We start from the raw sequence: 23,800 nt of genomic DNA on the forward strand, positions 1-23,800 counted from the left end.
TTACATCCGGAAGTGTTCGCCGAGATACACGCGGCGTACATCGTCGTTCTTCACAATTTGTTCCGGACTACCCGAGGCCAATACTCGACCTGCACTGATAATGTAAGCACGATCGCAGATGCCCAGCGTCTCGCGCACGTTGTGGTCGGTGATCAACACGCCAATTCCTTTCGATTTCAGAAAGGCCACAATGCGTTGAATTTCCAGCACTGCGATTGGGTCTACGCCTGCGAAAGGCTCATCCAGCAAAATAAAGCGGGGTTGGCTGCCCAATGCGCGCGCAATTTCAAGTCGGCGGCGTTCGCCACCTGAAAGTGAGGCGGCCAGCGAGGTGCGAATGTGCGCTATTTGCAGGTCGTTGAGCAAATCTTCAACCGCTTGGTCCACCGTTTTGTCTTTGGGTGGATTAATTTCCAGGACAGCGCGAATGTTTTCTTCCACCGTCAACTTGCGAAATACGGAAGCCTCTTGGGGAAGATAGGAGAGTCCCGCCCGAGCACGTTCATGAATGGGTTGAAGCGTGATGTCACTGCCTTCGAGGCAGATATTGCCTTCGTCGGCGCTGACCAGGCCCACGATCATGTAAAAGCAGGTGGTTTTGCCAGCACCATTGGGGCCCAGCAAGCCAACCACTTCACCGGTGTCCACATGCAGTGAGACGTCTTCAATTACACGCTTGCTGCGGTAGGCTTTGCGCAGGCTGAGTGCCTGAAGTCGGCCCTGACCAGTCAAGGTTTGAGCGGGGGTGTTACTCACTTGCTGCCCCCTTTTGGCGCTGGTTCGGGCGCTGGTGCAGGTGTTTGGGTTTTCGGCTTGATGACTGCCTGCACGCGAGAGGATCCGCTGCTGTTGGGCGAGCCCACCACATTCAAAAATTCGGTGTTCTGTTCATAAGTAATTTTGGTGCCGGAAATTGATTCAGTCAGCTGACCATTGGTGCTTTTCTGAATGCTGGCTGCGCCGGTCAGCGTAACAATCGATTTGTCGCCGTCAAATTCAATCGTGTTGCCAGTGCCGTTGATCAGCAAGACTTCATTGGGGCGTTCAGAGTCGCGTTGTTGTTTGAAGCGGGCGGGTTTTCCTTCCACTGTGGCGAATTGGGTGCCGTCGCTGCGTTCAGTCAACGTGAGTTTGTCGCCGCGAATCACAAGGCTTCCGCGCGTTAGCAACACATTGCCTGTAAACACGTTCACGTTTGACTTTTCGTTGTACGTCATCTGGTTGGCGTCGATGGTGGTAGGTTGCCGTTTGTCAGCTTCCAGTGCGTGCACGCTGACCCCGAAAGCCAGTGCCTGTGCTGCCAGTGCCATGGAAATCCAGTTGGAGCATTTCATCGTTTTGCCTCTATGCGAAATTTGACCGAGCCTTGCGCTATCAATTCGCCTGTGTCGTTGTTCAATGTTGCACCCTGTGCCTCAAACCTTTGGCCAGGCCGGGTTACCAATACATTCTTGTCGGTGGAAATTTCGTTGGTGATGTTGTCAATTCGTATTTCTTCAGACTTCATGGTGGTCACAAGCCCTTCGTCTTGGCTGGTCACTACCACATCCTCCCGGAGGTAAATTTCATCCGTATCGAGCAGGTACACGCCTTTCCGGGCGTTGCCATTGACCATGCCGTTACCCGCTTCAAATTGCTCAAGCTCTGGCTCGGTGATGTTCCACACATTGCCTTGTGGAATGTGCTCTGCAGATTTGCTGCGAATAATTGAATACTTGTTCTCGGCCAAGTCATGGCTTTGCACCGAGAAGTTGCGCAGGTAATAGTCGCTGCTGGTGGGGTCGTTTTTGCCACTGACACTGAACAGGCTGAGCTCGGACTGAATTGCAAACCAATACGACGTAGCTGCCAACGCGAACGTTAACAGCAGCGGTATGAACTGCGAAATCAGATTGAAAAAAGCACTGACGGGTTTCACGTTGCTTCCCAAGGGTTCTGGTAGCCAGGCTGGTGACTCAGAATAAAATCACACAGCTCGCGTGCTGCGCCGTCACCGGGTGGGCGTGTGTTGATCCAGTTGGCTGTAGTTTTCATGGCGGCCGGGGAGTGTTGGGTACTTGCTGCCAAGGCAACCTGTTGAAGCACTGGATAATCGGGCCAGTCGTCGCCGAAAAAACCGCATTCATTCCATTCCAGCCCCAGCAATTGGCGAATGTCATCATAGGCTTGCAGTTTGGTTTTGCAACCTTGGACCAACTGGTAGATGCCGAGGTCTTTTGCACGTTTCTCGACAATGGCGCTGGAGCGCGCCGTGATCCAGATCACTTTGATGCCGTGGTCCATCAGCAGCCGAAGTCCTTGACCGTCGAATACGCTGAAGCGCTTCATGACTTCGCCTTCGTTGCCAAAATACAGGCCACCGTCAGTCAACGTGCCATCAACATCAAAGCCCATCAATTTGATGTGCGATGCGGCCTCTGTGGCGGTGGGTTTGCGGTCGGTAAATTGATTCATCAAACCACCTTGGCTTCAAACAGGTCATGAAAGTTCAAGGCGCCCACAATGTGCCCTTGCTCGTCGGTCACTACGACTTGGCTAATGTGGCTGACTTCCATCATGCGCACCGCCTCTACTGCCAGCTTGTCGGGCGCAATACATTTCGGCGCACTGTTCATGACTTCGCTGACCAGCAAACCGCGCAGGTCGAGGCCTTGTTCAATCAGGCGGCGCAGGTCACCGTCTGTGAAAACACCGAGCAATTTGTTGCCGGGATCGACTACGGCGGTCATGCCCAAGCCTTTTTTGGTGATTTCCAGAATTGCATTGGAGATGCTGGCCGAAGGCGACACTGAAGGTATGCGATCACCTTTGCGCATGACATCGCTGACATGGGTCAGCAGTTTGCGGCCCAGGCTGCCACCGGGATGCGACAGGGCGAAATCTTCTTCGCTGAAGCCCCTTGCTTTAAGTACAACCACGGCAAGTGCGTCCCCCAGTGCCAAAGCAGCAGTGGTGCTGGCTGTTGGGGCCAAATTCAGGGGGCAGGCTTCTTTTTCAACACCGCAGTCCAAGACCAAATCAGCCTGACGCGCCAGGGCGGAGTCGGGTTTGCCGGTCATGGCGACTATTTTTGCGCCACGGCGTGCAATGGCTGGCAGCACGGCCACCAATTCCTCGGTATTGCCAGAGTTGGACAGGGCAATGACCACGTCTTCTTGGGTGATCATGCCCAAATCGCCATGCGAGGCTTCAGTGGCATGCACGAAAAAGGAGGGAGTGCCCGTACTGGCAAAGGTGGCTGCAATCTTCTTGGCAATCAGCCCCGACTTGCCCACGCCAATCAAAATCACCCGACCCTTGCAGTTCAGGATGGCGGTGGTGGCTTGGCTGAACTGGTCATTCAAGCGCTCGGACAATGCCGAAACTGCTTGGGCCTCAATGGCCAACGCTTCTCTGGCCATGGCCAGAAAATCGTGCTTGTCATTATTCGACGGTGTTGTTGACATGGTGGACCCTGATAGACTTAAGCAACAAAGGTGCTTGAGGCTGTGCTCTTTTCAGGGCAGTATAGCAAAGCGCGTGCCAATTCTCTTCACTTCCTAAGCATTAAACGTGCCTAACGCTCTAGAGCTTTCTTTGATTCTTATGCTGGTCGCAGTGCTGGCGGTCTCGCTTTTCCGTCACTGGAAGCTGCCCGCCATGCTGGGCTATCTGTTTGCGGGCACGCTGATTGGCCCGTATTCGCTGGGTATCGTTCCAGACACACCGGAAACCCGCCACTTGGCCGAGTTTGGTGTCGTATTCCTGATGTTTTCGATAGGCCTTGAATTCAGTCTGCCCAAATTACACGCCATGCGCCGAGTCGTTTTTGGTTTGGGTTTTGCCCAGGTCAGCCTGACGATGCTGGGCGTTATGGGATTGGGTTTGCTGGCGGGCTATTTTCTGGAAGTGCCATTGAGCACCGCGTTTGTATTGGCGGGGGCGGCCGCCATGTCATCGACCGCGATTGTCAGCAAGTTGTTGTCAGAACGGCTTGAACTGGATTCACCCCATGGTCGACAAATCATGGGTATTTTGTTGTTTCAGGATTTGGCAGTGGTTCCACTGTTGATCATTATTCCCGCGCTGGGGCAGGAGGCTGAAAACCTGTCAGCCACTTTAAGCCTTGCCGTGGTGAAAGCTGCGCTGGTGTTGGGGCTGATGTTGGTATTCGGTCAACGCATGATGAACTGGTGGATGACTTTTGTGGCCCGAAGCAAGTCGCAAGAGCTGTTTGTCCTGAATGTGCTGCTGATTACCCTGGGCTTGGCGTGGCTAACAGAACTTGCCGAACTTTCCCTGGCGCTTGGTGCATTTCTGGCCGGTATTTTGATTGCTGAAACCCAGTACAAGCACCAGGTTGAAGAGGACATCAAACCCTTCCGGGATGTGCTGCTGGGTCTGTTCTTCGTTACCACGGGCATGCTGCTGAACCCACAAGTGGTCATGGAGAACTGGCACTTGGTCATTGTTCTGGCTGTGTTCCCGGTGCTCGCCAAGTTGGTCTTGATTGCGGTACTTGCCAGAGTATTCGGGGCAAATACGGGTACAGCCATGCGAACCGGTATTTATCTGGCCCAGGCGGGCGAATTTGGTTTTGTGTTGTTGGCCAACACCGGTTCGGCAGGTTTTGGTTTGGTACCTGATCCCTGGTTGCAAACCATCACGGCCAGTATGGTGCTTTCCATGTTGGCTGCGCCATTCATGATTCAGCATGCTGATCGCATAGTGCTTCGGTTTTCAAGTCAGGAATGGTTGCAAAAGTCGCTTGAGCTTCACCAGATCGCCCAGAAAAGTCTTGCCACGACCAAGCATGTTTTAATTTGTGGATTCGGGCGAAGCGGCCAACACCTTGCCCGGTTGCTGGACCGTGAGGACCTCGACTATGTGGCGCTGGACTTGGACCCAGACCGTATTCGCGAGGCCACTGCGGCAGGTGATTCGGTGGTGTTTGGCGATGCCGCCAAACGGGAAACGCTGCTTGCAGCAGGTTTGCTCCGCGCCTCTTGTGTGGTGGTTACTTTTGCAGAATACAAATCGGCCGAGAAAGTGCTGACTACTGTGCGTGCCTTGGCTCCCAATGTACCCGTGGTGGTGCGCACTTACGATGAAAGTGATTTGGAAAAACTGACCGCAGCTGGGGCCACCGAAGTGGTGCCTGAAATTCTGGAAGGAAGCTTGATGTTGGGTTCGCAGGCTTTGCTGCTGTTGGGGGTGCCTGTTTCCCGGGTTGTGAAACAGATTCGCGCCATTCGTGAGTCGCGCTACCAAATGTTTCGCGGTGTGTTCCGTGGTGTCGACGATGAAGCCGATACCCCCGAGAACCAATGGGTCCGTCTGCATTCGGTGTTCGTGGAACCAGGTGCCAGTGGCGTGGGCAAAAGCCTGACGGAGTTGGGCATTCTGGAACTGGATATTGAAGTCTGCGCCATTCGCAGGCGGGGCATTCGGGGGGGGGATCCTTCTCCCGATACGCAACTGGAGTCGGGAGATATTTTGGTGTTGAAAGGTCAGCCTGATTCATTGAGCCTTGCCGAATCCATCATTCTGGGCCGCAAGTCCATGGTGCGCTAAGCGCTTACTCAACGAATAATGTAAAGCGCAGCGCAGTTTGCGCCCTGTTCTTCATCCCACTGGCTTGCCAGTGTGGTGCACAATTCCTCCTCGCCACTGAGCACTTGCACGGCGCCACGCAAGGGGTTGCCATCGTCTAGTTTGCGATCAATTTCTGCGAGCTGGGCAACAGGTATGTTTTCTCCAATCAGCAGGGCCATTGCATTTTCTCTGGAGTTGGGGCCTTGCATGGTGTGGTTGAGCAGGTAGCGGCCGCTAAACTGATTGCCCATGGTGCTGCCTGTGGTGCAGTTACCGGATTCGTCGCTGCCACCGGTGAAATCTCCTTGAATGAAACCAGACAGTTGAAGGTGTGTAAAAACATTGCAGGATTCGCCGCCTTCGATCAGTCCATTGCCGTCACCTCCACTGTTGGAGAGTCCTGCAGCCGCTGCTGCAATGAAGTCACCCGGCAGCGCAGAATAGCGCGCCTGAAACGCCGACAAGGCAGTTTCCAGATTGGCAATGTCGGTGATCGTGGCTTGCACCCGAGCGCTGTTGAGTAACTCGCGTCCCTTTAGTACGCCGCCCGCCAGTATGGCAAGTACGGCCAGTGCGATTGCCAGTTCCAGCAGGGAAAATCCGTGTTGGATCTGTTTTCGTGAATGTTTCAATTTAGTTCTCCTGAATGTGTGGTGTGTCGAGTGCGCCGCGTTTCATCCAGAGCCAGTTCATGCGTTCAAATGAAAGCCAGACCGGATTGGATGCTGCTTGATCGGGGTTGATAAAAAACTGTTGATATCGGTTTTGATTAATCAGGTCGCCCTCGAGGTAGGCAAGCCAAACCGTGGTGGCATTGAGCAAGGTGTGTGCGCCGCAGCCCGCGTTGAGGTTTTGTGGCAAAGCATGCCCTTGCACAACCTGACACAGGTGAATGGCGGGCAATGGCCCCATGCCCACCGCGTAGTTGGCTGTGTAGGGTGCCATCACAATTTCAGTGAGTTGTTGTGGGCTGAGTTGCGCAAACGGTTGTGCCGACACCAAGGCGTTCTGGGCGGGCTCCCCGGCTTGCTCAAGCGTGGCCACGGCCATTTTCCACTGACCGTGAATTCCCCAGGTCGCCAAAGTTGCAAGCGGCAGCCAGCCCTCGCGATGAAGGCAAGCATCACCGTTGCGTGATTCGGTCCCGCTGGGCAGGGTAGACGGGCAGGGCAGCCTGCCCGTGGCCAACACAAAACCTTCAACTGATTCCAGAATGCGTCGTCGAGATTCAAGGTGAGCGAGAACTTTGTCCTTCTCTCGCTGATTGGCCAGAAGGTGCAGCACGGGTCCCAAAATAATGGCCATTAGCACTACCACCAGTGCCACTTCGATCAGCATGAAGCCACGAGTATTCATGGTGTACCTGTCAGCTTGAAACTGAATTGTTCAAGATTGGATTTGATGTTGTCAGGCCACGAAAATTGGCAGGTGCAAGCCGTGTTGTTTTGGCTCAGGGGGCACTGATTGCTGTGCACGGGACGGCACGATTTGTTGGTCGCCGCCACAGGTTCGAAATGGCTGACTGGCCACAGGTTCTGCAAGCTGGCTGGGCCCGCAAACACACAGGGCCCGTCAACTGTACTGGTGCAATGTGTTTGCATGTTGTGGCTTGCACAGTTGACATTGCCATTCAGGCACACAGCAGTCGAAATCCAGCTGCCCGGGTTGAGGCAGCTGCAGGTACAGCGCGTTTTGGTACATCGGCATTGGCAGCCCGAGTCGATGGGTTGATAGACCTTTGCAAGAGGGTCTTTGAGTGTCATGTTTTCATGTGGGCTCGCGTTTGAATTGAATTGGGGATTCAGTTGCTGCCAGGTTTTCAGTGTGCTTTTAAGTTGAGTCACTTGAACCCTTTTCATGTGGCTTTGCAGTTCACGAAGGTGAACGAGCACATAGGGCGGCGTGATGTCGTAATGGTGTTCCGCGGTTGGCGTGATTGTTTTGGCGACCACTGCAACAAGGTTTGTTTCTGTGCGATCGCTTTCAGCGGGAATGCGAATTTGAATTGCGGGCTTTGAATAATTCACCCACCGCCCCCAGCCCAGGGCATTGGGCTGAATCAATTGGCTTGATACTGCGTACTCCCAGTGTGTGTCTGTTGATAAGGTCAGTTCGTTGAAGCGGGCATCAATGCCGGCATTGAGATAGTTGACCGCAATCTTGCTGTGAACTGGCAGGTAGCCCCAGGCTTTATTCAAACAGCTGGTTCGTGCATATTCTCCAGGTAACAGGGCGGGGCAAGGCAAATGGCCCAAATGGCTTTGGCTATGCAAGCCCTGGCTGGCTGCAAATCCAAGCAAACTGGAACGAATGTGTTCAAGGGTCTGAGTTTCACGAGCCTGTTGTTGAAGCAGCAGGTTTTGCTTGAAGCTTGTGTTGTTGCGAAACTCAAGCGCAGCAAAGCCCAGCAGCATCATCAATAGCACGATTGCAAGCAGTGAATAACCTTGGTGCATTGGCTGTGTTTTCATGGCACCCATTTGCCTTGAACTGGATCAAAGTTTTTCCGACCTGTTTTCGTATTGATCCAGCCTTGCACCGTGTAAGGAATATCTGTGCCACTGGATCTGCTTTTCTCGGTAGGCGGGGGCGCAGGTATTTCCGGTTTGACAAACAAATTGTTGTCAAGCCATGCCTTGCTGTCAGGCAGTTCCAAATTGCTGCCTGAACTTACTTTTCCAAAGCACAATAGGTAAAAGGGGTTGTCGATCGACTCAGGTCTTGTTTCGATCAGGCAATGTCCGGCCCCTGGTTGATTGCTATGGATCCAGGCGTTCCAGCTTTGCCACAGACCGGTCTCTTCCTTGAAGTTTTCTTCAATGACCAGCGTTTGGTTTGGCCGAACTGTTTTTTGAATGTTCAGCTTTGGTTTCTGACTCAGCTTGTGCTCAAACTCCAGGTTCAGTAAATGAATAAGTACAGCCATTGCGGCCACCAGAATGACAAAGTCGAGAACAGGACGAATTGTGCGGAAGTGAACAATTTGTTGGGGGGTGCGGTGGGGTTTCGTCATTGGACTGTTGCCCCCACTGAGCACTTTGCCTGTTTTGGGTTATTGAGGGTGCATGCCTTTGGAACCCTTTTGCGATCTCGTTCCAGGTCTGCAATTGTCAGAATTTCACCTTGTTCGTTCCAGGACACTTTCAGCGAGGTCAGGTTGGCACGCTCGCTGCGGCCAAACTTGCTCAGTTGCTTTAGCCAATCGCCAAATGCCACAGTTTTAGCGTTGTTTGAATTGCGTTGATGTGCATGTTGGAATTGCTGCAATCTGACTGTGTCGAGCACCGGCTGTTGCTGATTGTTGTGCCAACTCATCAATAAAAAGGTTGCGAGTGTGCAAGCCAAAGCCACCCCTCGAATGGCCTGGTAATTTCCAGATGGCTGTGTCCACAATCCAAGATACAAACGCAAGCTGCTTTGCAATTCGCGGGTAGAGGACTTGTTTGCAGCAATGAATTTTTTGAGGTGTTTAAATTCGTGCTGATTGAGACGTGCCATTTGAACAGCGTGATTAAACTGCACCGATTTCGTCGCAGAAATGATTCGGCATTTTTTGCCCATTCCGCGTAGTTCAGTGAGTGCTTGCTGATGAAAAGCGGTTACTGGTGCCTCAATGATCCGAAGCGGGTTTTCTGCCACGCCGGCCCAGCGTTGCTCGGCCCAGAATGCAGCTGTGTTTGTGTTTTGAAATACGTTGAGGTAAACCGTGGTGTCCGCAAGGCTGAAACTGGAAAGCGCAATGGCACTTCCAATAAACTCGCTGTAGGGAAGTCGCATTTCCTCGATCCAGTGCTGGTCTTGTTGCCGAAACAGAAGGACTAGTTCCTGCTCAAGCACCCAAACATCTGCATGCGTCGCGGCTGAATTCATGACAAACCCGTCAGGTTGTTGTAAAGCGGCGCCAGCGTGAATTGATAAGCCAGAGCAAGGGTAAGTGCAGCAACAGCCAAGGCGACAGAAGGCAATGTGCTCTGCAAACGTTGTTGGGCTTCCCGCGCCTGCATTTCATAGACCTTTGCCGCCAGAAAAAAGCAGTAAGCCAGGTTGCCAGTTTGCTCGGCGAGTTGACTTTGACGTACCAGAAAACCTGGTGCCCCAGCCAAACTCATTGACTGGCTAAGCGACATACCCTGTTTTAGCTGTTGTTGAATGCGTTGCATTAAACCGTTGAGTGCAAGCAAGGTACGTGTAGACAGTTGACGTGCGCCCAGCCATTTTGATGCGGGCAGTGTGCGGTGTCGCAAACAGTGCATCAGGTCCAGGCCTGCATGCAGTTCACAAGCGATTACATGATAGAAATTGGAAGAAAGCCAGATATTGTGTGGCAGCAATGGCCGTTTTTCTTGCTGATTTCGAGACTGTTTTAATCGGAAGTATCCGGCAATTGCGAAGAGCAGCGCGCCCATCGAAATTAAATTGTCTGACCACTTGGCTGCACTTTCCGATGTGGCTGTTGTGTGCGCCAAATGAGGCGCGCTTACCTGGTGCAGCAGCACCCAACATGCGCAGGCCAATGTTAAAACCAGCAGTGGGTAAATCATGCTTTTGCCCAAGGCATGTTGTGCATCGCTGGTGGTTTTCCAGCGGTCCAGTTGCGTTTGCAATGCCATGCCAAGATCGCCGCTGGCCTGTGCACACACCAACGCGATTTCCAGATGCATGGGTACTTTGATAAACGAGGCACGAAATGCGGTTTGAAGGTTTTGTCCTTCTTGCAGGAATTGCGCAGTTCGAGACAAACCAAGGCGCAACAGTTTTCCTTGTGAGTGGTCGGTTTGCAGCTCGCTGCTCAGTGCAAGTGCATCGAGCGCGGGCATGCCGGATTGCAAGAGTTCTGCCCATTGCCCAAGCCATGTGCGCCATGTGGATGGCGTAATTTTGTCGCCAAGTGATTTATTGTTCATTGGCAAGCAGCGCGGTGGAAGATGGAAATTGAAGGTAATTCAAAGGCGACAGCAGAGACATGAGCTCGCCAATTGCTTTGCAGCTGAGCACCTCCTTGCGAGGTACGCTTTTCAGGTCAATAACTTCAGCCCACAGCTGACGTTGTCCGTTTGGGGCTGCTGGTTTTAGCCTCAGGGTTGCAACGCCGTTCAAGCAATTCATCAAACTTTCCAGGCGCACATTCAGTTCAGTGAGTCGACTGATTGCCCCAAGGCAATCGGGTGCGTGCACGGAAGCAAAAACCCGATGACCCGTGAGCGCAGCATTCAGGGTGAGCCCGGCGGTCTCTTCGTCTCTCACTTCTCCGACAAGAATGGTGTCGGGATCTTGACGCATGAGCGAGCGCAAACCCGATGCAAAATTCATGTGTGGCAATCGTGAGAGATCTGTTTGAACTGCATCCGGGTTGATGATTTCTACCGGATCTTCAAGTGTGGCAATACGACCGGCATGCGACCCCAGGCTGTTTAGCATGGCATGCAGCATGGTTGTTTTCCCACTGCCGGTGGCGCCCGCAACCAGAGTTAATCCGTTCTCGTGGGTAAGCAAGTGTTGAATATGAGCTAAGGCGGGGTTGCTTAAACCCAGTGCATTGAGGGTCATGCGGCTTTGCGTATTCAATAGCCGGACCACCATGTTTTCGCCGTGAAGGCTGGGGTGTGTGGCCAGCCGAAGGTCAATGTTGTTGCGGGTTAATCGTGCGTCTTGTGGGCGCCGCGTTTCCGCGATGTTCATTTTACTTTCGGCTTTAAAAGCTTGTATGAGCGATCGGCCGGTGTCGTTGGGAATCTCCTGAATTGGCCCCAATGCACCATTGACGCGCAAACGCACCGTGAAATTCTCTGGGGCAGGCGTGATGTGAATGTCGGATGCATTCTGGGCGGCAGCGTAGGCGATCGCGCTGTCGATATTCTTGAAAGCAGGGAGCTGCACCGTGTGTTTCATTGAATTTTTGCCTGAATCAAAGAGCGCACGGTGAGCAAGGGCAGAGAACATTGCTTGTATTCACACTGCGCTTCAGCCTGCGCCAAATGCGCAAGTGCATCTGTAAAAAGCCCTTGCTTGCTCTGATGAAGAGCCATGTTGTAAAAGGGCTCTGGGGTGTCGGGGTAGCGCTTCATTAGCAGGGCAAGCAAGGCATTCAGTGCTTTGGTCTGATTGGCTTGGTACAGGGTAAGGCCATCGGCCAGCGCTTTGTTAAGCTCTCCGAGCTCCTGGCCTGGCTCAAGTTGGCTTGCCGTGGCGCTTTCCAGTACGGTGGCCTTCAGCAATATCACCAGTTCAATGTGGCTTTCTCCCCGGGTTTGACTTTGGGTGATCAGGTCAATTGATTCCGGTGTGCCGGGAATGCCACGATCCAGGCGCTTGTTTTCTTTTTGCCGCAGGCCGCCAAGCAAAGCCATTTCGCCACTTTTCAAACGCAATATGGACTCGAGTTCACGGGTTTGCACCTCGGGTACCTTGCTGACAATATTGAGTTGTTGCAGGGCCGGGTTCGGGTCTTGAACGAAACCCACAATGCGGCTGAGTGTGGGCCGAACCCGCAGTTGAATTGCATTGTTGTCCGCTATTTGCGGTGTGACTGTCATTAAAAAACCAACCGGAACTGTTTGAACCTGGGTCGTGAACGTTGAAAAGGCAGGGCTGTTTTGTGTGGGTGCGCTGGTTTGAACATCGGTGGTGAAATACACCCTGTTGTCGATCACTTTCAGCACTGCGGCCTGTTGGTTCATGGTGACCACACGTGGAGAAGAAAGCACCTCTGTGCGACCAAACTCTTCGAGCAGTCGCAAGGCGATATTGGTGTCAGCGCCGCTGGTGTTCCGCAATGCTGTGAATGTGAAAGCCGGGTTGGTCAGATTCAACCCTTGTACTGCCAAACCTGCAGTGACGCCATTTTGACGAAGCACGTTCCAGTCGATTCCACGTTCATAGCGATCATTCAGCGATATTTCTGTAATCACGGCTTCGATCACGATTTGCCGATCCACTCTGCGCTGAATTTGTTCCAGCCACTGCACAACCCGGCGATGCTGGCTGGGTTTTGCAATCACAGAGATCGTTCCGGACTCGGGGTTTGCAATGACACGTCCCGACCGGGTTTCCTTGCGTGTGGTGGTGATGTCTCGTTTTTCCGTGGACACGGCAGTGGCGCTTTTCAGGTTGGGCGATAGTCTGCGGGGTGAGCTGTTTCTCGTGCTCGCATAAGTCCTGTCTTCTTCTTCATCGATTACCCGCTCACGCCTGGATAGCTCAATTGGTTTTGGTTGAACCTGAATGATCTGTTCGATTTGAGAGGAGATGTCTTGCCACAAGTCGTGTTGCTGCGAATTGTTCAGAACCAGCTCCGAGCGATTTCCGGTTTCCCGACGATCAGTTAACTCGCGCGGGCCACCTGCAATCGCCGAGCTCAGACTTGAGGAGTCATTCATTTGCCTGGCAATGGACAGGTAATCGAGGGTGTAAACCCGAAGCTGGTCAACTTCGCACCGCATTGAGAGCAGCTTTCCTTCAAACAACACATTGGCTCCGGCCTGAAACTCCAGGCTTTCAATGACCTGTTGAAGGGGCATGTCCCTTCCCACCAGGCTGACTGGAGTGTCGCCGCATCCATCCATTTCATAGCCAAGTTGCAGTTCGCGCGAGATCAATTCGAGCACTTGGCTGGCGGCAATGTTTTCAAGCCGGAATGTGAATGTTTCTTGATGTCTTTGCCAGGCGTTGCTGCGGTGGTGGATTTTATCGGCCCAAAAAACAGCATTCAGCTCTAGCGCGTGCCCGGCTTCGACTGTTGCGGTTGGTGAGTTGCTTGGGGGCGGGGCGGCCGCGCAAGCGTACAGGGCGGCGGTCAGGCCAGTTAAAAACACACGTGATAAGCGCACAGGTCGGCTTTTGGGGGTTTAGGTGCCGGGAATCATAATCGGCTGAAACCATTTCCACGCTTCGTGGTCATGCCTAGTGGGTGAGCCTGTCACCATTTGGATGGTGAGGGCATGTCCTTCGGGTTACAATAGCTTTCAAACTCGTATTCGTTTATTAAGGAGCCCCAATGGGCTTTGTTGCTCAATTAAAACACGTGGATTTCGGTTATAATGACCGCCTCATTCTTGAGGACATTTCTCTCGACATTCCGAAGGGCAAAGTGGTGTCGGTCATGGGCGGGTCAGGTTCTGGCAAAACCACGTTGTTGCGTTTAATGTGTGGCCAATACGCAGTCAACCGTGGAGAGGTCCAGGTTTTGGGCCAGAACGTGGTGACCGCGAGTACCCAGCAGCTTTACGCTTTTCGAAAAAAAATTGGTGTGCTGTTCCAGTTCGGAGCCCTGTTCACCGATTTGAACGTATTCGAGAATGTGGCCTTTCCGCTGCGCGAACACACCAATTTGTCCGAAGCAGCCATTCGGGACTTGGTGCTTTTGAAGCTGCACGCTGTGGGCCTGCGCGGCGCAAGTAACTTGTTTCCGTCTGAAATTTCAGGCGGCATGAGCCGACGTGTTGCCTTGGCGCGCGCCATTGCGCTAGATCCCGAGCTTATTTTTTACGATGAGCCTTTCGCTGGCCTCGACCCCATTTCTCTTGGTATCACGGCCAACTTGATCCGCACGCTCAATGACGCACTTGGTGCAACTTCGGTCGTGGTTACGCATGACATCCACGAATCGTTTGCCATCAGTGACCATGTCATCGTGATTGCCAATGGCAAGGTGCTGGCTCAAGGTTCTCCAGCCGAAGTAGAGGCCAACCAGGATCCTTATGTTCAGCAGTTCATCAAAGGTTTGCCCGAAGGCCCAGTGAAGTTTCATTATCCTGCACGCAACTTGCAAGAGGATTTCGCATGAACCCGGTCGTTTTAGTCTCTCGTCTGGGCGCTGGCGTAATTGCCACAATTGCGGGTTTGGGCGTATTTGCCCGATTCGTGGGTACCTTGTTCATGTTGTTGCCCAAAGCGTTGCTTCGCCCACGCTTAATCATTGATCAGATTCATTTCATCGGCAATTATTCCCTGGTCATCATTGTGGTATCAGGCCTTTTCGTGGGGTTTGTATTGGGTTTGCAGGGTTACTACACCTTGAACCGGTATGGCGCCGAACAGGCGCTGGGCCTGCTGGTGGCTTTGTCGCTGGTGCGGGAGTTGGGTCCGGTGGTGTCGGCCCTGTTGTTTGCCGGGCGCGCCGGAACCTCGCTGACTGCTGAAATTGGCCTGATGAAGGCTGGGGAGCAGTTGACTGCCATGGAAATGATGGCGGTTGATCCCAAGGCTCGCATTGTTACCCCTCGCTGGGTGGCCGGCTTGATTTCCTTGCCGTTGTTGGCAGGATTGTTCAGCGCGGTGGGTATTTTTGGCGGTTATGTGGTGGGTGTTTTATTGATTGGCGTAGATGCTGGCGCCTTCTGGTCTCAGATGCAGGCTGGTGTGGACGTACGCGACGACATCCTGAATGGCGTGCTTAAAAGCGTGGTTTTTGGTGTGGCCGTCAGTTCAATTGCCTTGTTCCAGGGCTATGCGTGTCAGCCCACCCCCGAAGGCGTTTCCAGGGCCACCACCCGAACCGTGGTGATTTCCTCTCTGACTATTTTGGGTCTCGATTTCGTGCTTACAGCACTCATGTTCAGTATTTAACGGATTGAAGGTATGAAAAAGAACACGGCAGTGAATTTTTGGGTGGGTCTGTTTGTACTGATTGGTGCAATCGCCTTGGTTTTTCTGGCCTTGAAGGCGGGCAATTTGAGCTCGTTCACCACGGGCGACCAATACCGGGTTACTGCAGAATTTGACAACATTGGCGGGTTGAAGTCACGTGCCCCAGTTAAAAGTGCTGGCGTTACTGTGGGTCGCGTGGCCAATATCAATCTCGATCCAGTCACCTTTCGCGCAGTGGTGGCTCTGGATTTGGAGGAAGGGTTCGAGTTTCCCAAGGACTCTTCAGCTAGAATCCTTACCTCGGGTCTGTTGGGCGAGCAATACGTGGGTATTGAAGCCGGGGGCGACCTCGAGAATTTAGCCAGCGGCGAGAAGTTTGCCCGTACGCAATCCGCTGTGGTGCTTGAAAACCTGATTAGCCAGTTTTTGTTCAGCAAAGCCGCGGAAGGTGACTCTGAAAAGTGATGAAGGGGATTTGAAGTGTTAACGTCCATTCGAAAAGTAATTTTGCTGCTTGGTGTGCTTGGCTTGTCCACAGCATGTACCAGCATGCGCGCTCCTTCCGAGTCAGATCCGTTGGAAGGCTTGAATCGCTCAATTGATGGCTTTAACCAAGTCGTCGACAAGGCGGTGATCAAGCCGCTTGCACAGGGCTACGACAAGGTAACACCACCTGAAATCAAGACAGTCATTGGGAATTTCTTTTCCAACCTGGATGACGTCAGCGTTGCGTTCAATAATTTGTTGCAGGGTAAGCCCAAGGCTGCCGGCAGCGATATCACGCGTTTTGCCTTGAACACCACGATTGGTATTGTTGGGTTGGCTGATGTGGCCACTGAACTGGGTTTTCAGAAGAACGATGAAGATTTTGGCCAAACGCTTGGCGTGTGGGGAATGGGCTCGGGCCCCTATTTGGTGTTGCCCTTGTTGGGTCCCAGTACGCTGCGTGATGCGCCGGCCCGTTTTGTCGATGCACCGCTTGATCCCCTTTATCATTACGACTACGTAAGAGTGCGAAACAGTTTACTTGTGGTCAATGTGGTGAATACGCGCGCGCGCTTGTTGCCGGCCACTGACCTTGTTGAGCGCATTGCGCTGGATCAGTATGCATTTGTGCGCGATGCCTATTTGAAACGCCGAGCCAGTCTGGTTCGGGATGGAGCCCCTGATCCCAATGAACCGCTTTACGAGGACTATGAAGATGAGTCGCGCAGTGAGACCATTGAGTCATTTCCGCCATTCAAATCAGCATTGCTGCTGCCTAAACCAGTTAATGAATCGTCCAGTACACAGCTAGATCCGGTCCTTCCTGAAGATTTGCAGCAAAGCGAACGGGCCAAGTCAGGTTTGGGTTTGTTGAACTGATTGGCGTTGGGTTGGTCAACCACCCTGTACATGTTGCGTTTTTAGACTAATGCTTAACGTTTTGGAAGAATCATGAATATTGCAGTAAACAAGATGTTTCAATGGATTGCGGCAACTGCGTTGGGTTTTGGGCTGATTGCCCAGCCCGCCTTGGCACAAGATATACCTGCCAACGAATTTGTTGAAAAATTCAGCAATGAGGTTTTGGTTGAGATCAAGGCGCGCAAGCAGGAACTTGTTTCTGATCCCAAGAAACTAGACGCGTTGATTGATCAGAAAGTCATGCCCAATGTGAATTTCCGAAAAATGACGCAGTTGGTGGTGGGCCGCCCCTGGCGCGGAGCCACGCCCGAGCAGCGTGAACAAATTACCAAAGAGTTCCGGACGCTTTTGGTGAAAACCTACTCGGGCGCTTTGTCTCAAGTTGGCGACCAAACTTTGCAGGTTGATCGCTTGCGCGCCCGTCCTGAAGATACGGATGTGATTGTGAACAGCCGCGTGATTCAGAAAGGCGCGCCACCTGTGGACCTGGCTTACCGTGTTGAAAAGAAAGACGGTAAATGGCAGATCTACGACTTGAGCGTGTTGGGTCTGTGGCTGGTGGATTCTTACAAAGCCCAGTTTGGTCCAGTACTGGCCAATTCTGGCGTGGATGGTTTGATTCAAACCCTGAAAACCCTGAACGCAAAAGGTTGATATGAAGGTGTCGGCTGATCAAATTACCGTTCGCAACGGAGATGAAGTGATCGCCGAGATCACCAAGGCCTTTGCCAAGGGTGATCACGTTATCGACTTTTCAGCGGTCAAGCACGTTGACTCAACCGCCTTGGTTGTCATTTTGGCGGCCAAGCGAGTGCTTAAATCAGACAAAACCCTTGAACTCCAACATCCTCCTGCGCAGCTGGACAGTTTGATCGCTGCCTACGGAGTACAATCTCTCTTCTCATAAAAACCTGTAGCACCGTTCATCGGTGCGAGAAGTCATGTCGTTTGCACTAGAGCTAAGCTCGGTTTCCAAGTATTTTGGCGAATTCCGTTCCTTGAACAATGTGTCACTCACGGTTCAGGAAGGGGAGTTCTTCGCCTTGCTCGGCCCCAACGGCGCCGGTAAAACCACCCTGATCAATATTATTGCTGGCCTAAGCCGGGCCAGTAACGGCTCTGCCAGGGTGATGGGCTTTGACGTGGTGGACCAGTTTCGCGATGCCCGCCGAAGCATCGGTATTGTGCCGCAGGAACTCGTTTTTGATCCCTTCTTCTCTGTGCGGGAAACCTTGCGTTTTCAATCGGGTTACTTCGGATTAAAAAGGAACGACGACTGGATCGACGAACTGTTGCATTCGCTCAGCTTGATGGACAAAGCGGACAGCAATATGCGCACCTTGTCAGGCGGCATGAAGCGCCGGGTCATGGTGGCCCAGGCATTGGTTCACAAGCCGCCTGTGATCGTATTGGATGAGCCAACTGCGGGTGTAGACGTTGAATTGCGTCAAACCTTGTGGAAGTTTATCGCTGGCTTGAACCAGAAAGGTCACACCATTTTGTTGACCACTCATTATCTTGAAGAGGCGGAAACCCTGTGTAACCGCATCGCCATGCTGAAAAAGGGCGAGGTGCTCACCGTAGACACCTCCCCCAATTTACTGAAAAAGCACGCCAATCAAACGCTGAATATGCAGCTCAATGGCGTGTTGCCGGCCGCTCTTCAAGCCAGGGTACTGAAGGCGAATGTCAGCGAAGGACGTTACCCCCTGGCCTTGAACGGCCCTGCTGAAATTGAGCAAATCCTGGCCCAATGCCGCCAAGATCACCTGGATGTTTTGGAGTGCAGCATTGAAAAGCCTGATCTGGAAGAGGTGTTTGTGCAGCTGATGAGTGGGGGTTCCAAATGACCGGTTGGCAAACCCTGTTCAAAAAAGAGATTTTGCGATTCTGGAAGGTCAGCTTTCAGACCGTGCTGGCGCCTGTTGTTACTGCCTTGTTGTATCTCATGATTTTCTCGCATGTGCTCGATGGCAAGGTAGAGCCTTATCCCGGCGTTAGCTATGCGGCCTTTCTGGTGCCCGGCTTGGTGATGATGTCGGTGTTGCAAAATGCATTCGCTAATTCGTCGTCCAGCCTGATCCAATCCAAAATTACCGGCAACCTGGTGTTTGTGCTGTTGCCGCCTTTGTCCCATTTCGAGTTTTTCTCAGCGTATGTGCTGGCCTCGATGGCGCGTGGCATTGCGGTTGGTCTTGGTGTTTTGCTGGTCACGGTGGCGTTTGTTGGCTTGCATGTGTACAACCCAGTCTGGATTTTGGTGCATGCCCTGGTGGGTTCAGCCTTGCTGGGCACCATGGGTGTTATTGCCGGAATATGGGCTGAGAAGTTCGATCAGCTGGCCGCTTTCCAGAATTTCATTATTATGCCGGCCACCTTTTTGTCGGGCGTGTTCTATTCGATCCACTCCCTGCCGGCCGTGTGGCAAACCGTGTCGCACTTCAATCCATTTTTCTACCTCATTGACGGTTTTCGCTACGGCTTCTTCGGGGTGAGCGATGTGAGTCCCTGGTTCAGCCTGGCAATTGGCCTGACTGCTTGGGCTGTTTTGACCGCAATTGCGATGCGGATGGTGACCTCCGGTTACAAATTGAGGGGATAATAGTGCTGTTGAATCAAAAGGATAGGAAAAATCATGTTGTTGCCTGAAACCGTTCGCGGCTATATTGCGCAGGGCTTGGAATGTGAACACCTCACCGTGTCTGGTGACGGCCAGCATTTTGAGGCGGTCATCGTGGCCAGTGCGTTTGAAGGGTTGCGCTCAATTCAGCGTCATCAAAAAGTGTATGCAGTACTGGGTGACAGAATGCGTGCCGAGATTCACGCGCTGTCGATGAAAACATTGACGCCCGGTGAATGGGCTCAACAACAAGCGTAAAAGGACTGCCCTTCAATGGATTCATTTTTGGTTCGTGGCGGTAAGCCGCTTCACGGAGAAGTGTCAATTTCTGGTGCGAAAAATGCGGCCCTGCCCATTTTGTGTGCCAGTTTGTTGACCGCCGAGCCGGTCACCATCACCAACGTGCCACGTCTGCGCGACATCAACACGTGTTTGCGTTTGCTGGGTTCAATGGGGGTGCAGTGCTTTTGGCATGGCGAAAACCAATTGGCTTTGCGTGCCGAAGAAATTTCTGAGCCCGTCGCCGGTTACGACCTGGTGAAAACCATGCGTGCCAGCATTCTGGTCCTTGGCCCCCTTGTGGCGCGTTTTGGCGAGGCCAGCGTGAGTTTGCCCGGTGGTTGCGCAATCGGGCAGCGCCCGGTTGACCAGCACATCAAGGGGCTGCAGGCCATGGGTGCTGAGATCACCATCGAGAAAGGCTACATTCATGCCAAGGCCAAGCGTTTGAAGGGCGCCCGCATTGTGACCGATATGGTCACAGTAACCGGTACTGAAAACCTGATGATGGCGGCTGCGCTGGCGGAAGGGACCACGATTATTGAAAACGCGGCCCGTGAGCCCGAAGTGGTGGACCTGGCCAACATGCTCGTGAGAATGGGCGCGAAAATTGAAGGCATAGGCACCGACACAATCACTGTGCATGGCGTAGAAACGCTGCATGGTTGCGAGTATCAGGTGATGCCCGATCGCATCGAAGCCGGTACATTCTTGTGCGCGGTGGCCGCGTGTGGTGGCAACATTACCCTGAACAACACCGATGCAGACAGTATGGACGCGACCATTGAAAAGCTGCGCACAGCGGGCGTAAGCATTGAAGTCGATGGCACAAAAATTCACGCCAGCATGAGCACACGCCCCAAGGCTGTGGGTGCGCGCACAGCGCCATTCCCCGGCTTTGCCACTGACATGCAGGCACAGCTCATGGCGGTGAATTGTGTGGCCGATGGCACAGCAGTGGTGAATGAAACCATTTTCGAAAACCGTTTCATGCATGTTCAGGAAATGGTGCGTTTGGGCGCGAACATTGAAATTGAAGGCCACACAGCGATTATCAAAGGCGTTGAGCGCTTGGAGGGTGCTACGGTGATGGCCACCGACCTGCGCGCTTCTGCCGGCTTGGTGATTGCCGGTTTGGCTGCCAGTGATGAAACGCGGATTGACCGCATTTATCACCTGGACCGCGGGTATGACAAAATGGAAGAGAAATTGCGCAAATTGGGCGCGGACGTCACGAGAGTAGCGGAATGATCACACTGGCCCTGTCCAAGGGACGTATTTTTGAAGAAACACTGCCCCTGCTCGAGAAAGCAGGTGTTGTGCCGTCTGAAGACCCTGAAAAATCGCGCAAGCTGATTATCGGCACCAACCGTGCCGACGTTCAAATCATCATTGTGCGCGCAACCGATGTGCCCACTTATGTGCAGCATGGCGCTGCTGACCTGGGGGTGGCCGGAAAAGATGTTCTTATAGAGCATTCTGGCGCAGGCTTGTACCAGCCGCTGGATTTGAATATTGCCAAATGCCGCCTGTGTGTGGCTGCGCCCGAAGGCTTCGACTACGCCAGCGCCGTGAAGCAGGGCGCACGTTTGCGCGTTGCCACCAAATATGTGAACAGCGCCCGTGAACATTTTGCCAATCGTGGTGTGCATGTTGACTTGATCAAGCTGTACGGTTCCATGGAACTGGCACCGCTGGTGGGCCTGGCCGACGCCATTGTGGATTTGGTCAGCACGGGCTCAACCCTGCGCGCCAACAAGCTGGTTGAGGTTGAAGAAATTTGCGAAATTTCCTCCCGATTGGTAGTGAACCAAGCGGCATTGAAAATGAAGTACGAGGCTTTGCAGCCAATTCTTGATGTGTTTACCCAAGCAGCAGCGTGAATTTTTAAAGGTAGTAAAAAATGTCTTCCCAAATTCGTCGATTGTCTACAGAAGAAGCCAACTTTGCCGAGCAGTTCCGTGCATTGCTCGCCTATGAAGAACAACGCGATCCCCATGTGGAAGGCGCAGTGGCCGATATTATTCATGCCGTGCGCAAGCGCGGCGATGAAGCCTTGCTGGAACTCACCGAGAAATTTGACCGTGTGAAGGTCGGCAGCGCTGCTGAACTGGAAATTGGGCAAGACGAGTTGAAGCAGGCTTTTGACACACTCGATTCTGCCCAGCGCGAGGCCCTGAAAGTGGCTGCACAGCGCGTGCGCGCATTTCACGAGCGTCAGGTTGCAGAAAGCTGGGAATTCACCGAGGCCGATGGCACTCGCTTGGGCCAGCGTGTAACGCCCCTGGATCGCGCGGGCCTGTATGTGCCCGGTGGCAAGGCGGCTTACCCGTCTTCCGTGCTCATGAACGCCGTGCCCGCGAAAGTGGCGGGCGTAAAAGAAGTGATCATGGTGGTGCCCACACCCAGTGGTGTGAGAAATCAAATGGTGTTGGCTGCTGCTCACCTGGCGGGTGTAGACCGTGTGTTCACCATTGGTGGCGCACAGGCTGTGGCTGCGCTTGCCTATGGCACACAGACCGTGCCGCGCGTGGATAAAATTGTTGGCCCTGGCAATGCGTATGTGGCCGAGGCCAAGCGCCGTGTGTTTGGCGCGGTGGGCATCGACATGATTGCAGGGCCTTCTGAAATATTGGTGATTTGCGATGGCAGCACGAATGCCGACTGGATCGCCATGGACTTGTTCAGCCAGGCTGAGCACGATGAAATGGCGCAGTCCATTTTGTTGAGTCCCAGCAAGGAATTCCTCGACAACGTGCAGGCCAGTATAAAGCGCCTGATGGACACCATGCCACGCGCCACCGTTATTGCTACATCGCTTAAAAACCGCGGTGCACTCATTCAAGTGCGCGACATGGATGAAGCCTGTGAGTTGAGCAATCAAATTGCCCCAGAACACCTGGAGTTGAGCGTGCAAGACCCCGACGCGTGGGTGGGTAAGTTGCGCCACGCCGGTGCCATTTTCATGGGCCCCTACAGCAGTGAATCGCTGGGCGATTACTGTGCAGGCCCCAACCACGTGTTGCCCACAGCAGGCACCGCCCGTTTCAGCTCGCCCTTGGGTGTTTACGATTTCCAGAAGCGCAGCAGTATTATTTTTGCCAGCCGTGAAGGTGCAAGCACCTTGGGTGAAGTGGCCGCTGAATTGGCCTATGGCGAAGGCTTGCCTGCACACGCGCGTTCTGCGGAGTACCGTGTTGGCCCCAAGTTCCGAAAGGCGGATTGAGCGCACCATGAGTCTTCTTCAAAAAACGATTCGTGCCGACGTGCAGGCCACCCAAGCCTATGTGGTGGCGCCCTCGGCTGGCATGTTGAAACTTGATGCCATGGAAAATCCGCAGGGCATGCCTGCCGCTTTGCTGGATGAACTTGCACAGCAGTTGAAAACTGCTGAACTGAACCGCTACCCAGCACCCAAAGCTTTGGATCTTGAGGCCGCTTTGCGCGCTTGTACGGCCATTCCCAAGGCGGCCCACGTGTTGTTTGGCAATGGTTCGGATGAATTGATTGATCTCATCATTCGGGCCTGCTGCATGCCCGGCGACGCAGTTTTGTCGCCCGTGCCAACCTTCGTGATGTATGCCGTGTACAGCCAGTGGAGCCATGCCCGCTTTGTGGGCGTAGACCTGAATGCTGATTTCAGCCTCAACATGCCTGCCATGTTGAAAGCCATTGCCACCAACCAGCCCAAAGTGGTGTTTTTGGCTTACCCCAATAACCCCACGGGCGTGGCGCTGCGCGAAGCCGAAATTGTGCAAATTATCGAAGCAACGCCTGGCTTGGTGGTGGTCGATGAGGCGTACGAAGCGTTTGCAGATGCCTCATTCATGGCGAGAGTCCTCGAGTTTCCAAATGTATTGGTGCTGCGCACTTTCTCCAAGCTGGGGCTCGCCGGTGCCCGTTTGGGCTACGCCGTGGCCAGCCATGCCTGGGTTGAGCAAATCGACAAAGTGCGCCCGCCCTACAATGTCAACGTGCTCACGCGCATCGCCGTTCAGTTCGCGCTGGAGCACTTTGATGCCTTCGCGGCACAGGCCGCCATGCTTTGCGAACAGCGCAATGTGTTGGCCGAGGCACTGAGAAATCTGAAAACAAGCAGCGGCGACGTTGAAGTGTTTGATTCTTACGCCAATTTTGTACTTTTCCGCGTCCCGAATGCGCTTGAAGTCTTTGATGCCCTGAAAAACAAGGGTATCTTGGTGAAATATGTGGGCAAAGCCCACCCCTTGCTCCAAAACTGCTTGCGCGTGACCGTGAGCACAGAACAAGAGAATCAGCAGTTTTTGGTGGCTGTGCAAGAATCCATCGACGAAGTGGCCGCGAAGGCCGCATAAC

General features: G+C 53.3%; 27 protein-coding genes. 14 read left to right on the forward strand and 13 right to left on the reverse strand.

The genetic code is table 11. The features are described from left to right. From lptB to P0D43_RS05060, 5 genes are read right to left on the reverse strand one after another with little or no spacing between them, the layout of a single operon-like run. Positions 1-756 (reverse strand): LPS export ABC transporter ATP-binding protein, encoded by a 756-nt coding sequence (gene lptB, locus P0D43_RS05040; protein WP_394673423.1) that lies wholly within the window; start codon positions 754-756, stop codon positions 1-3. Further along, positions 753-1,334 carry a lipopolysaccharide transport periplasmic protein LptA gene (lptA, locus tag P0D43_RS05045; protein WP_394673424.1) on the reverse strand — a complete coding sequence of 194 codons (582 nt, stop codon included), beginning with the start codon at positions 1,332-1,334 and terminating at the stop codon, positions 753-755. The genes lptB and lptA overlap by 4 nt, the downstream gene beginning before the upstream one ends. Then, entirely contained in the window at positions 1,331-1,918 is a 588-nt protein-coding gene (lptC, locus tag P0D43_RS05050) for an LPS export ABC transporter periplasmic protein LptC (RefSeq protein WP_394673425.1), read from the reverse strand. The genes lptA and lptC overlap by 4 nt, the downstream gene beginning before the upstream one ends. Then, positions 1,915-2,454 (reverse strand): KdsC family phosphatase, encoded by a 540-nt coding sequence (locus tag P0D43_RS05055; RefSeq protein WP_394673426.1) that lies wholly within the window; start codon positions 2,452-2,454, stop codon positions 1,915-1,917. The genes lptC and P0D43_RS05055 overlap by 4 nt, the downstream gene beginning before the upstream one ends. After that, on the reverse strand, positions 2,454-3,446 hold the full coding sequence (locus tag P0D43_RS05060) for an SIS domain-containing protein (protein WP_159568157.1): 993 nt from the start codon (positions 3,444-3,446) through the stop codon (positions 2,454-2,456). The genes P0D43_RS05055 and P0D43_RS05060 overlap by 1 nt, the downstream gene beginning before the upstream one ends. Before the next feature lie 139 nt (positions 3,447-3,585). On the opposite strand from P0D43_RS05060, the gene P0D43_RS05065 reads away from it, so the two are divergent. Beyond that, positions 3,586-5,553, forward strand: a complete 1,968-nt coding sequence (locus tag P0D43_RS05065; RefSeq protein ID WP_394673709.1) for a monovalent cation:proton antiporter-2 (CPA2) family protein — start codon at positions 3,586-3,588, stop codon at positions 5,551-5,553. A gap of 8 nt (positions 5,554-5,561) precedes the next feature. Here the strand turns inward: P0D43_RS05065 and P0D43_RS05070 are convergent, their stop codons facing one another. Genes P0D43_RS05070 through P0D43_RS05105 form a run of 8 tightly spaced genes read right to left on the reverse strand, consistent with a single transcriptional unit; the run spans position 5,562 to position 13,400 of the window. Next, a complete protein-coding gene (locus P0D43_RS05070) occupies positions 5,562-6,206 on the reverse strand; it encodes a type II secretion system protein (protein WP_159568159.1) in 645 nt (214 codons plus the stop codon). Position 6,207: 1 nt separating this feature from the next. Then, positions 6,208-6,930, reverse strand: a complete 723-nt coding sequence (locus tag P0D43_RS05075) for a hypothetical protein (RefSeq protein WP_341237235.1) — start codon at positions 6,928-6,930, stop codon at positions 6,208-6,210. Then, positions 6,927-8,045 carry a hypothetical protein gene (locus P0D43_RS05080; protein ID WP_394673427.1) on the reverse strand — a complete coding sequence of 373 codons (1,119 nt, stop codon included), beginning with the start codon at positions 8,043-8,045 and terminating at the stop codon, positions 6,927-6,929. The genes P0D43_RS05075 and P0D43_RS05080 overlap by 4 nt, the downstream gene beginning before the upstream one ends. Continuing rightward, positions 8,042-8,587, reverse strand: coding sequence for a hypothetical protein (locus tag P0D43_RS05085; RefSeq protein ID WP_394673428.1), 546 nt, complete (start codon positions 8,585-8,587; stop codon positions 8,042-8,044). Before P0D43_RS05085 ends, P0D43_RS05080 begins: the two co-directional genes overlap by 4 nt. Further along, positions 8,584-9,444, reverse strand: a complete 861-nt coding sequence (locus P0D43_RS05090; protein ID WP_394673429.1) for a hypothetical protein — start codon at positions 9,442-9,444, stop codon at positions 8,584-8,586. The genes P0D43_RS05085 and P0D43_RS05090 overlap by 4 nt, the downstream gene beginning before the upstream one ends. Then, a complete protein-coding gene (locus P0D43_RS05095; protein ID WP_394673430.1) occupies positions 9,441-10,478 on the reverse strand; it encodes a type II secretion system F family protein in 1,038 nt (345 codons plus the stop codon). Before P0D43_RS05095 ends, P0D43_RS05090 begins: the two co-directional genes overlap by 4 nt. Further along, positions 10,468-11,463: a GspE/PulE family protein gene (locus tag P0D43_RS05100; protein ID WP_394673431.1), complete on the reverse strand. Its 996-nt coding sequence runs from the start codon at positions 11,461-11,463 to the stop codon at positions 10,468-10,470. The genes P0D43_RS05095 and P0D43_RS05100 overlap by 11 nt, the downstream gene beginning before the upstream one ends. Further along, positions 11,460-13,400, reverse strand: a complete 1,941-nt coding sequence (locus tag P0D43_RS05105; protein WP_394673432.1) for a type II secretion system protein GspD — start codon at positions 13,398-13,400, stop codon at positions 11,460-11,462. The genes P0D43_RS05100 and P0D43_RS05105 overlap by 4 nt, the downstream gene beginning before the upstream one ends. 167 nt (positions 13,401-13,567) lie before the next feature. Between P0D43_RS05105 and P0D43_RS05110 the strand changes: the two genes are divergently transcribed. The 13 genes from P0D43_RS05110 to hisC all read left to right on the forward strand — a co-directional run bounded on the left by P0D43_RS05110 (position 13,568) and on the right by hisC (position 23,799). Further along, positions 13,568-14,356, forward strand: a complete 789-nt coding sequence (locus P0D43_RS05110; protein ID WP_341237242.1) for an ABC transporter ATP-binding protein — start codon at positions 13,568-13,570, stop codon at positions 14,354-14,356. Beyond that, positions 14,353-15,138: a lipid asymmetry maintenance ABC transporter permease subunit MlaE gene (gene mlaE, locus P0D43_RS05115; protein WP_159568168.1), complete on the forward strand. Its 786-nt coding sequence runs from the start codon at positions 14,353-14,355 to the stop codon at positions 15,136-15,138. The genes P0D43_RS05110 and mlaE overlap by 4 nt, the downstream gene beginning before the upstream one ends. A 12-nt stretch (positions 15,139-15,150) precedes the next feature. Further along, complete coding sequence (mlaD, locus tag P0D43_RS05120) at positions 15,151-15,624, forward strand: outer membrane lipid asymmetry maintenance protein MlaD (protein WP_341237243.1); 474 nt, start codon at positions 15,151-15,153, stop codon at positions 15,622-15,624. A gap of 15 nt (positions 15,625-15,639) precedes the next feature. Beyond that, positions 15,640-16,524 (forward strand): VacJ family lipoprotein, encoded by an 885-nt coding sequence (locus tag P0D43_RS05125; protein WP_394673433.1) that lies wholly within the window; start codon positions 15,640-15,642, stop codon positions 16,522-16,524. Between the two features lie 72 nt (positions 16,525-16,596). Beyond that, positions 16,597-17,220, forward strand: a complete 624-nt coding sequence (locus P0D43_RS05130) for a phospholipid-binding protein MlaC (protein WP_394673434.1) — start codon at positions 16,597-16,599, stop codon at positions 17,218-17,220. A 1-nt stretch (position 17,221) separates the two neighbouring features. Continuing rightward, positions 17,222-17,473, forward strand: a complete 252-nt coding sequence (locus P0D43_RS05135; RefSeq protein ID WP_159568171.1) for a lipid asymmetry maintenance protein MlaB — start codon at positions 17,222-17,224, stop codon at positions 17,471-17,473. A 34-nt stretch (positions 17,474-17,507) separates the two neighbouring features. After that, positions 17,508-18,416, forward strand: coding sequence for an ABC transporter ATP-binding protein (locus tag P0D43_RS05140; protein ID WP_394673435.1), 909 nt, complete (start codon positions 17,508-17,510; stop codon positions 18,414-18,416). After that, the gene (locus tag P0D43_RS05145; RefSeq protein ID WP_159568173.1) at positions 18,413-19,168 is read left to right on the forward strand and encodes an ABC transporter permease; all 756 of its coding nucleotides are present in this window, start codon (positions 18,413-18,415) and stop codon (positions 19,166-19,168) included. Before P0D43_RS05140 ends, P0D43_RS05145 begins: the two co-directional genes overlap by 4 nt. Positions 19,169-19,201: 33 nt before the next feature. Beyond that, positions 19,202-19,444, forward strand: coding sequence for a BolA family protein (locus P0D43_RS05150; protein ID WP_371717123.1), 243 nt, complete (start codon positions 19,202-19,204; stop codon positions 19,442-19,444). 15 nt (positions 19,445-19,459) lie between these two features. After that, complete coding sequence (murA, locus tag P0D43_RS05155; RefSeq protein WP_394673436.1) at positions 19,460-20,716, forward strand: UDP-N-acetylglucosamine 1-carboxyvinyltransferase; 1,257 nt, start codon at positions 19,460-19,462, stop codon at positions 20,714-20,716. Beyond that, the gene (hisG, locus tag P0D43_RS05160; protein ID WP_341237247.1) at positions 20,713-21,348 is read left to right on the forward strand and encodes an ATP phosphoribosyltransferase; all 636 of its coding nucleotides are present in this window, start codon (positions 20,713-20,715) and stop codon (positions 21,346-21,348) included. The genes murA and hisG overlap by 4 nt, the downstream gene beginning before the upstream one ends. 20 nt (positions 21,349-21,368) lie before the next feature. Then, positions 21,369-22,691, forward strand: a complete 1,323-nt coding sequence (gene hisD / locus P0D43_RS05165) for a histidinol dehydrogenase (RefSeq protein WP_159568176.1) — start codon at positions 21,369-21,371, stop codon at positions 22,689-22,691. A 7-nt stretch (positions 22,692-22,698) separates the two neighbouring features. Then, positions 22,699-23,799, forward strand: coding sequence for a histidinol-phosphate transaminase (gene hisC / locus P0D43_RS05170; protein ID WP_394673437.1), 1,101 nt, complete (start codon positions 22,699-22,701; stop codon positions 23,797-23,799). The last annotated feature ends 1 nt before the right edge of the window (position 23,800 follow it).

The sequence above is a fragment of the Limnobacter sp. genome (genome assembly GCF_043511195.1).
Lineage (GTDB): Bacteria > Pseudomonadota > Gammaproteobacteria > Burkholderiales > Burkholderiaceae_B > Limnobacter.

What these genes read in the sequence shown, in the direction of transcription:
- mlaE (WP_159568168.1), top strand. Translation starts at nt 14,353, where the DNA reads ATGAACCCGGTCGTTTTAGTCTCTCGTCTGGGCGCTGGCGTAATTGCC.
- P0D43_RS05060 (WP_159568157.1), bottom strand. Translation starts at nt 3,446, where the DNA reads ATGTCAACAACACCGTCGAATAATGACAAGCACGATTTTCTGGCCATG.
- P0D43_RS05140 (WP_394673435.1), top strand. Translation starts at nt 17,508, where the DNA reads ATGTCGTTTGCACTAGAGCTAAGCTCGGTTTCCAAGTATTTTGGCGAA.
- P0D43_RS05110 (WP_341237242.1), top strand. Translation starts at nt 13,568, where the DNA reads ATGGGCTTTGTTGCTCAATTAAAACACGTGGATTTCGGTTATAATGAC.
- P0D43_RS05150 (WP_371717123.1), top strand. Translation starts at nt 19,202, where the DNA reads ATGTTGTTGCCTGAAACCGTTCGCGGCTATATTGCGCAGGGCTTGGAA.
- P0D43_RS05095 (WP_394673430.1), bottom strand. Translation starts at nt 10,478, where the DNA reads ATGAACAATAAATCACTTGGCGACAAAATTACGCCATCCACATGGCGC.
- P0D43_RS05130 (WP_394673434.1), top strand. Translation starts at nt 16,597, where the DNA reads ATGAATATTGCAGTAAACAAGATGTTTCAATGGATTGCGGCAACTGCG.
- P0D43_RS05080 (WP_394673427.1), bottom strand. Translation starts at nt 8,045, where the DNA reads ATGAAAACACAGCCAATGCACCAAGGTTATTCACTGCTTGCAATCGTG.
- lptA (WP_394673424.1), bottom strand. Translation starts at nt 1,334, where the DNA reads ATGAAATGCTCCAACTGGATTTCCATGGCACTGGCAGCACAGGCACTG.
- hisC (WP_394673437.1), top strand. Translation starts at nt 22,699, where the DNA reads ATGAGTCTTCTTCAAAAAACGATTCGTGCCGACGTGCAGGCCACCCAA.
- hisD (WP_159568176.1), top strand. Translation starts at nt 21,369, where the DNA reads ATGTCTTCCCAAATTCGTCGATTGTCTACAGAAGAAGCCAACTTTGCC.
- P0D43_RS05075 (WP_341237235.1), bottom strand. Translation starts at nt 6,930, where the DNA reads ATGAATACTCGTGGCTTCATGCTGATCGAAGTGGCACTGGTGGTAGTG.
- P0D43_RS05100 (WP_394673431.1), bottom strand. Translation starts at nt 11,463, where the DNA reads ATGAAACACACGGTGCAGCTCCCTGCTTTCAAGAATATCGACAGCGCG.
- P0D43_RS05065 (WP_394673709.1), top strand. Translation starts at nt 3,586, where the DNA reads ATGCTGGTCGCAGTGCTGGCGGTCTCGCTTTTCCGTCACTGGAAGCTG.
- P0D43_RS05085 (WP_394673428.1), bottom strand. Translation starts at nt 8,587, where the DNA reads ATGACGAAACCCCACCGCACCCCCCAACAAATTGTTCACTTCCGCACA.
- P0D43_RS05055 (WP_394673426.1), bottom strand. Translation starts at nt 2,454, where the DNA reads ATGAATCAATTTACCGACCGCAAACCCACCGCCACAGAGGCCGCATCG.
- P0D43_RS05135 (WP_159568171.1), top strand. Translation starts at nt 17,222, where the DNA reads ATGAAGGTGTCGGCTGATCAAATTACCGTTCGCAACGGAGATGAAGTG.
- P0D43_RS05145 (WP_159568173.1), top strand. Translation starts at nt 18,413, where the DNA reads ATGACCGGTTGGCAAACCCTGTTCAAAAAAGAGATTTTGCGATTCTGG.
- hisG (WP_341237247.1), top strand. Translation starts at nt 20,713, where the DNA reads ATGATCACACTGGCCCTGTCCAAGGGACGTATTTTTGAAGAAACACTG.
- murA (WP_394673436.1), top strand. Translation starts at nt 19,460, where the DNA reads ATGGATTCATTTTTGGTTCGTGGCGGTAAGCCGCTTCACGGAGAAGTG.
- mlaD (WP_341237243.1), top strand. Translation starts at nt 15,151, where the DNA reads ATGAAAAAGAACACGGCAGTGAATTTTTGGGTGGGTCTGTTTGTACTG.
- P0D43_RS05090 (WP_394673429.1), bottom strand. Translation starts at nt 9,444, where the DNA reads ATGAATTCAGCCGCGACGCATGCAGATGTTTGGGTGCTTGAGCAGGAA.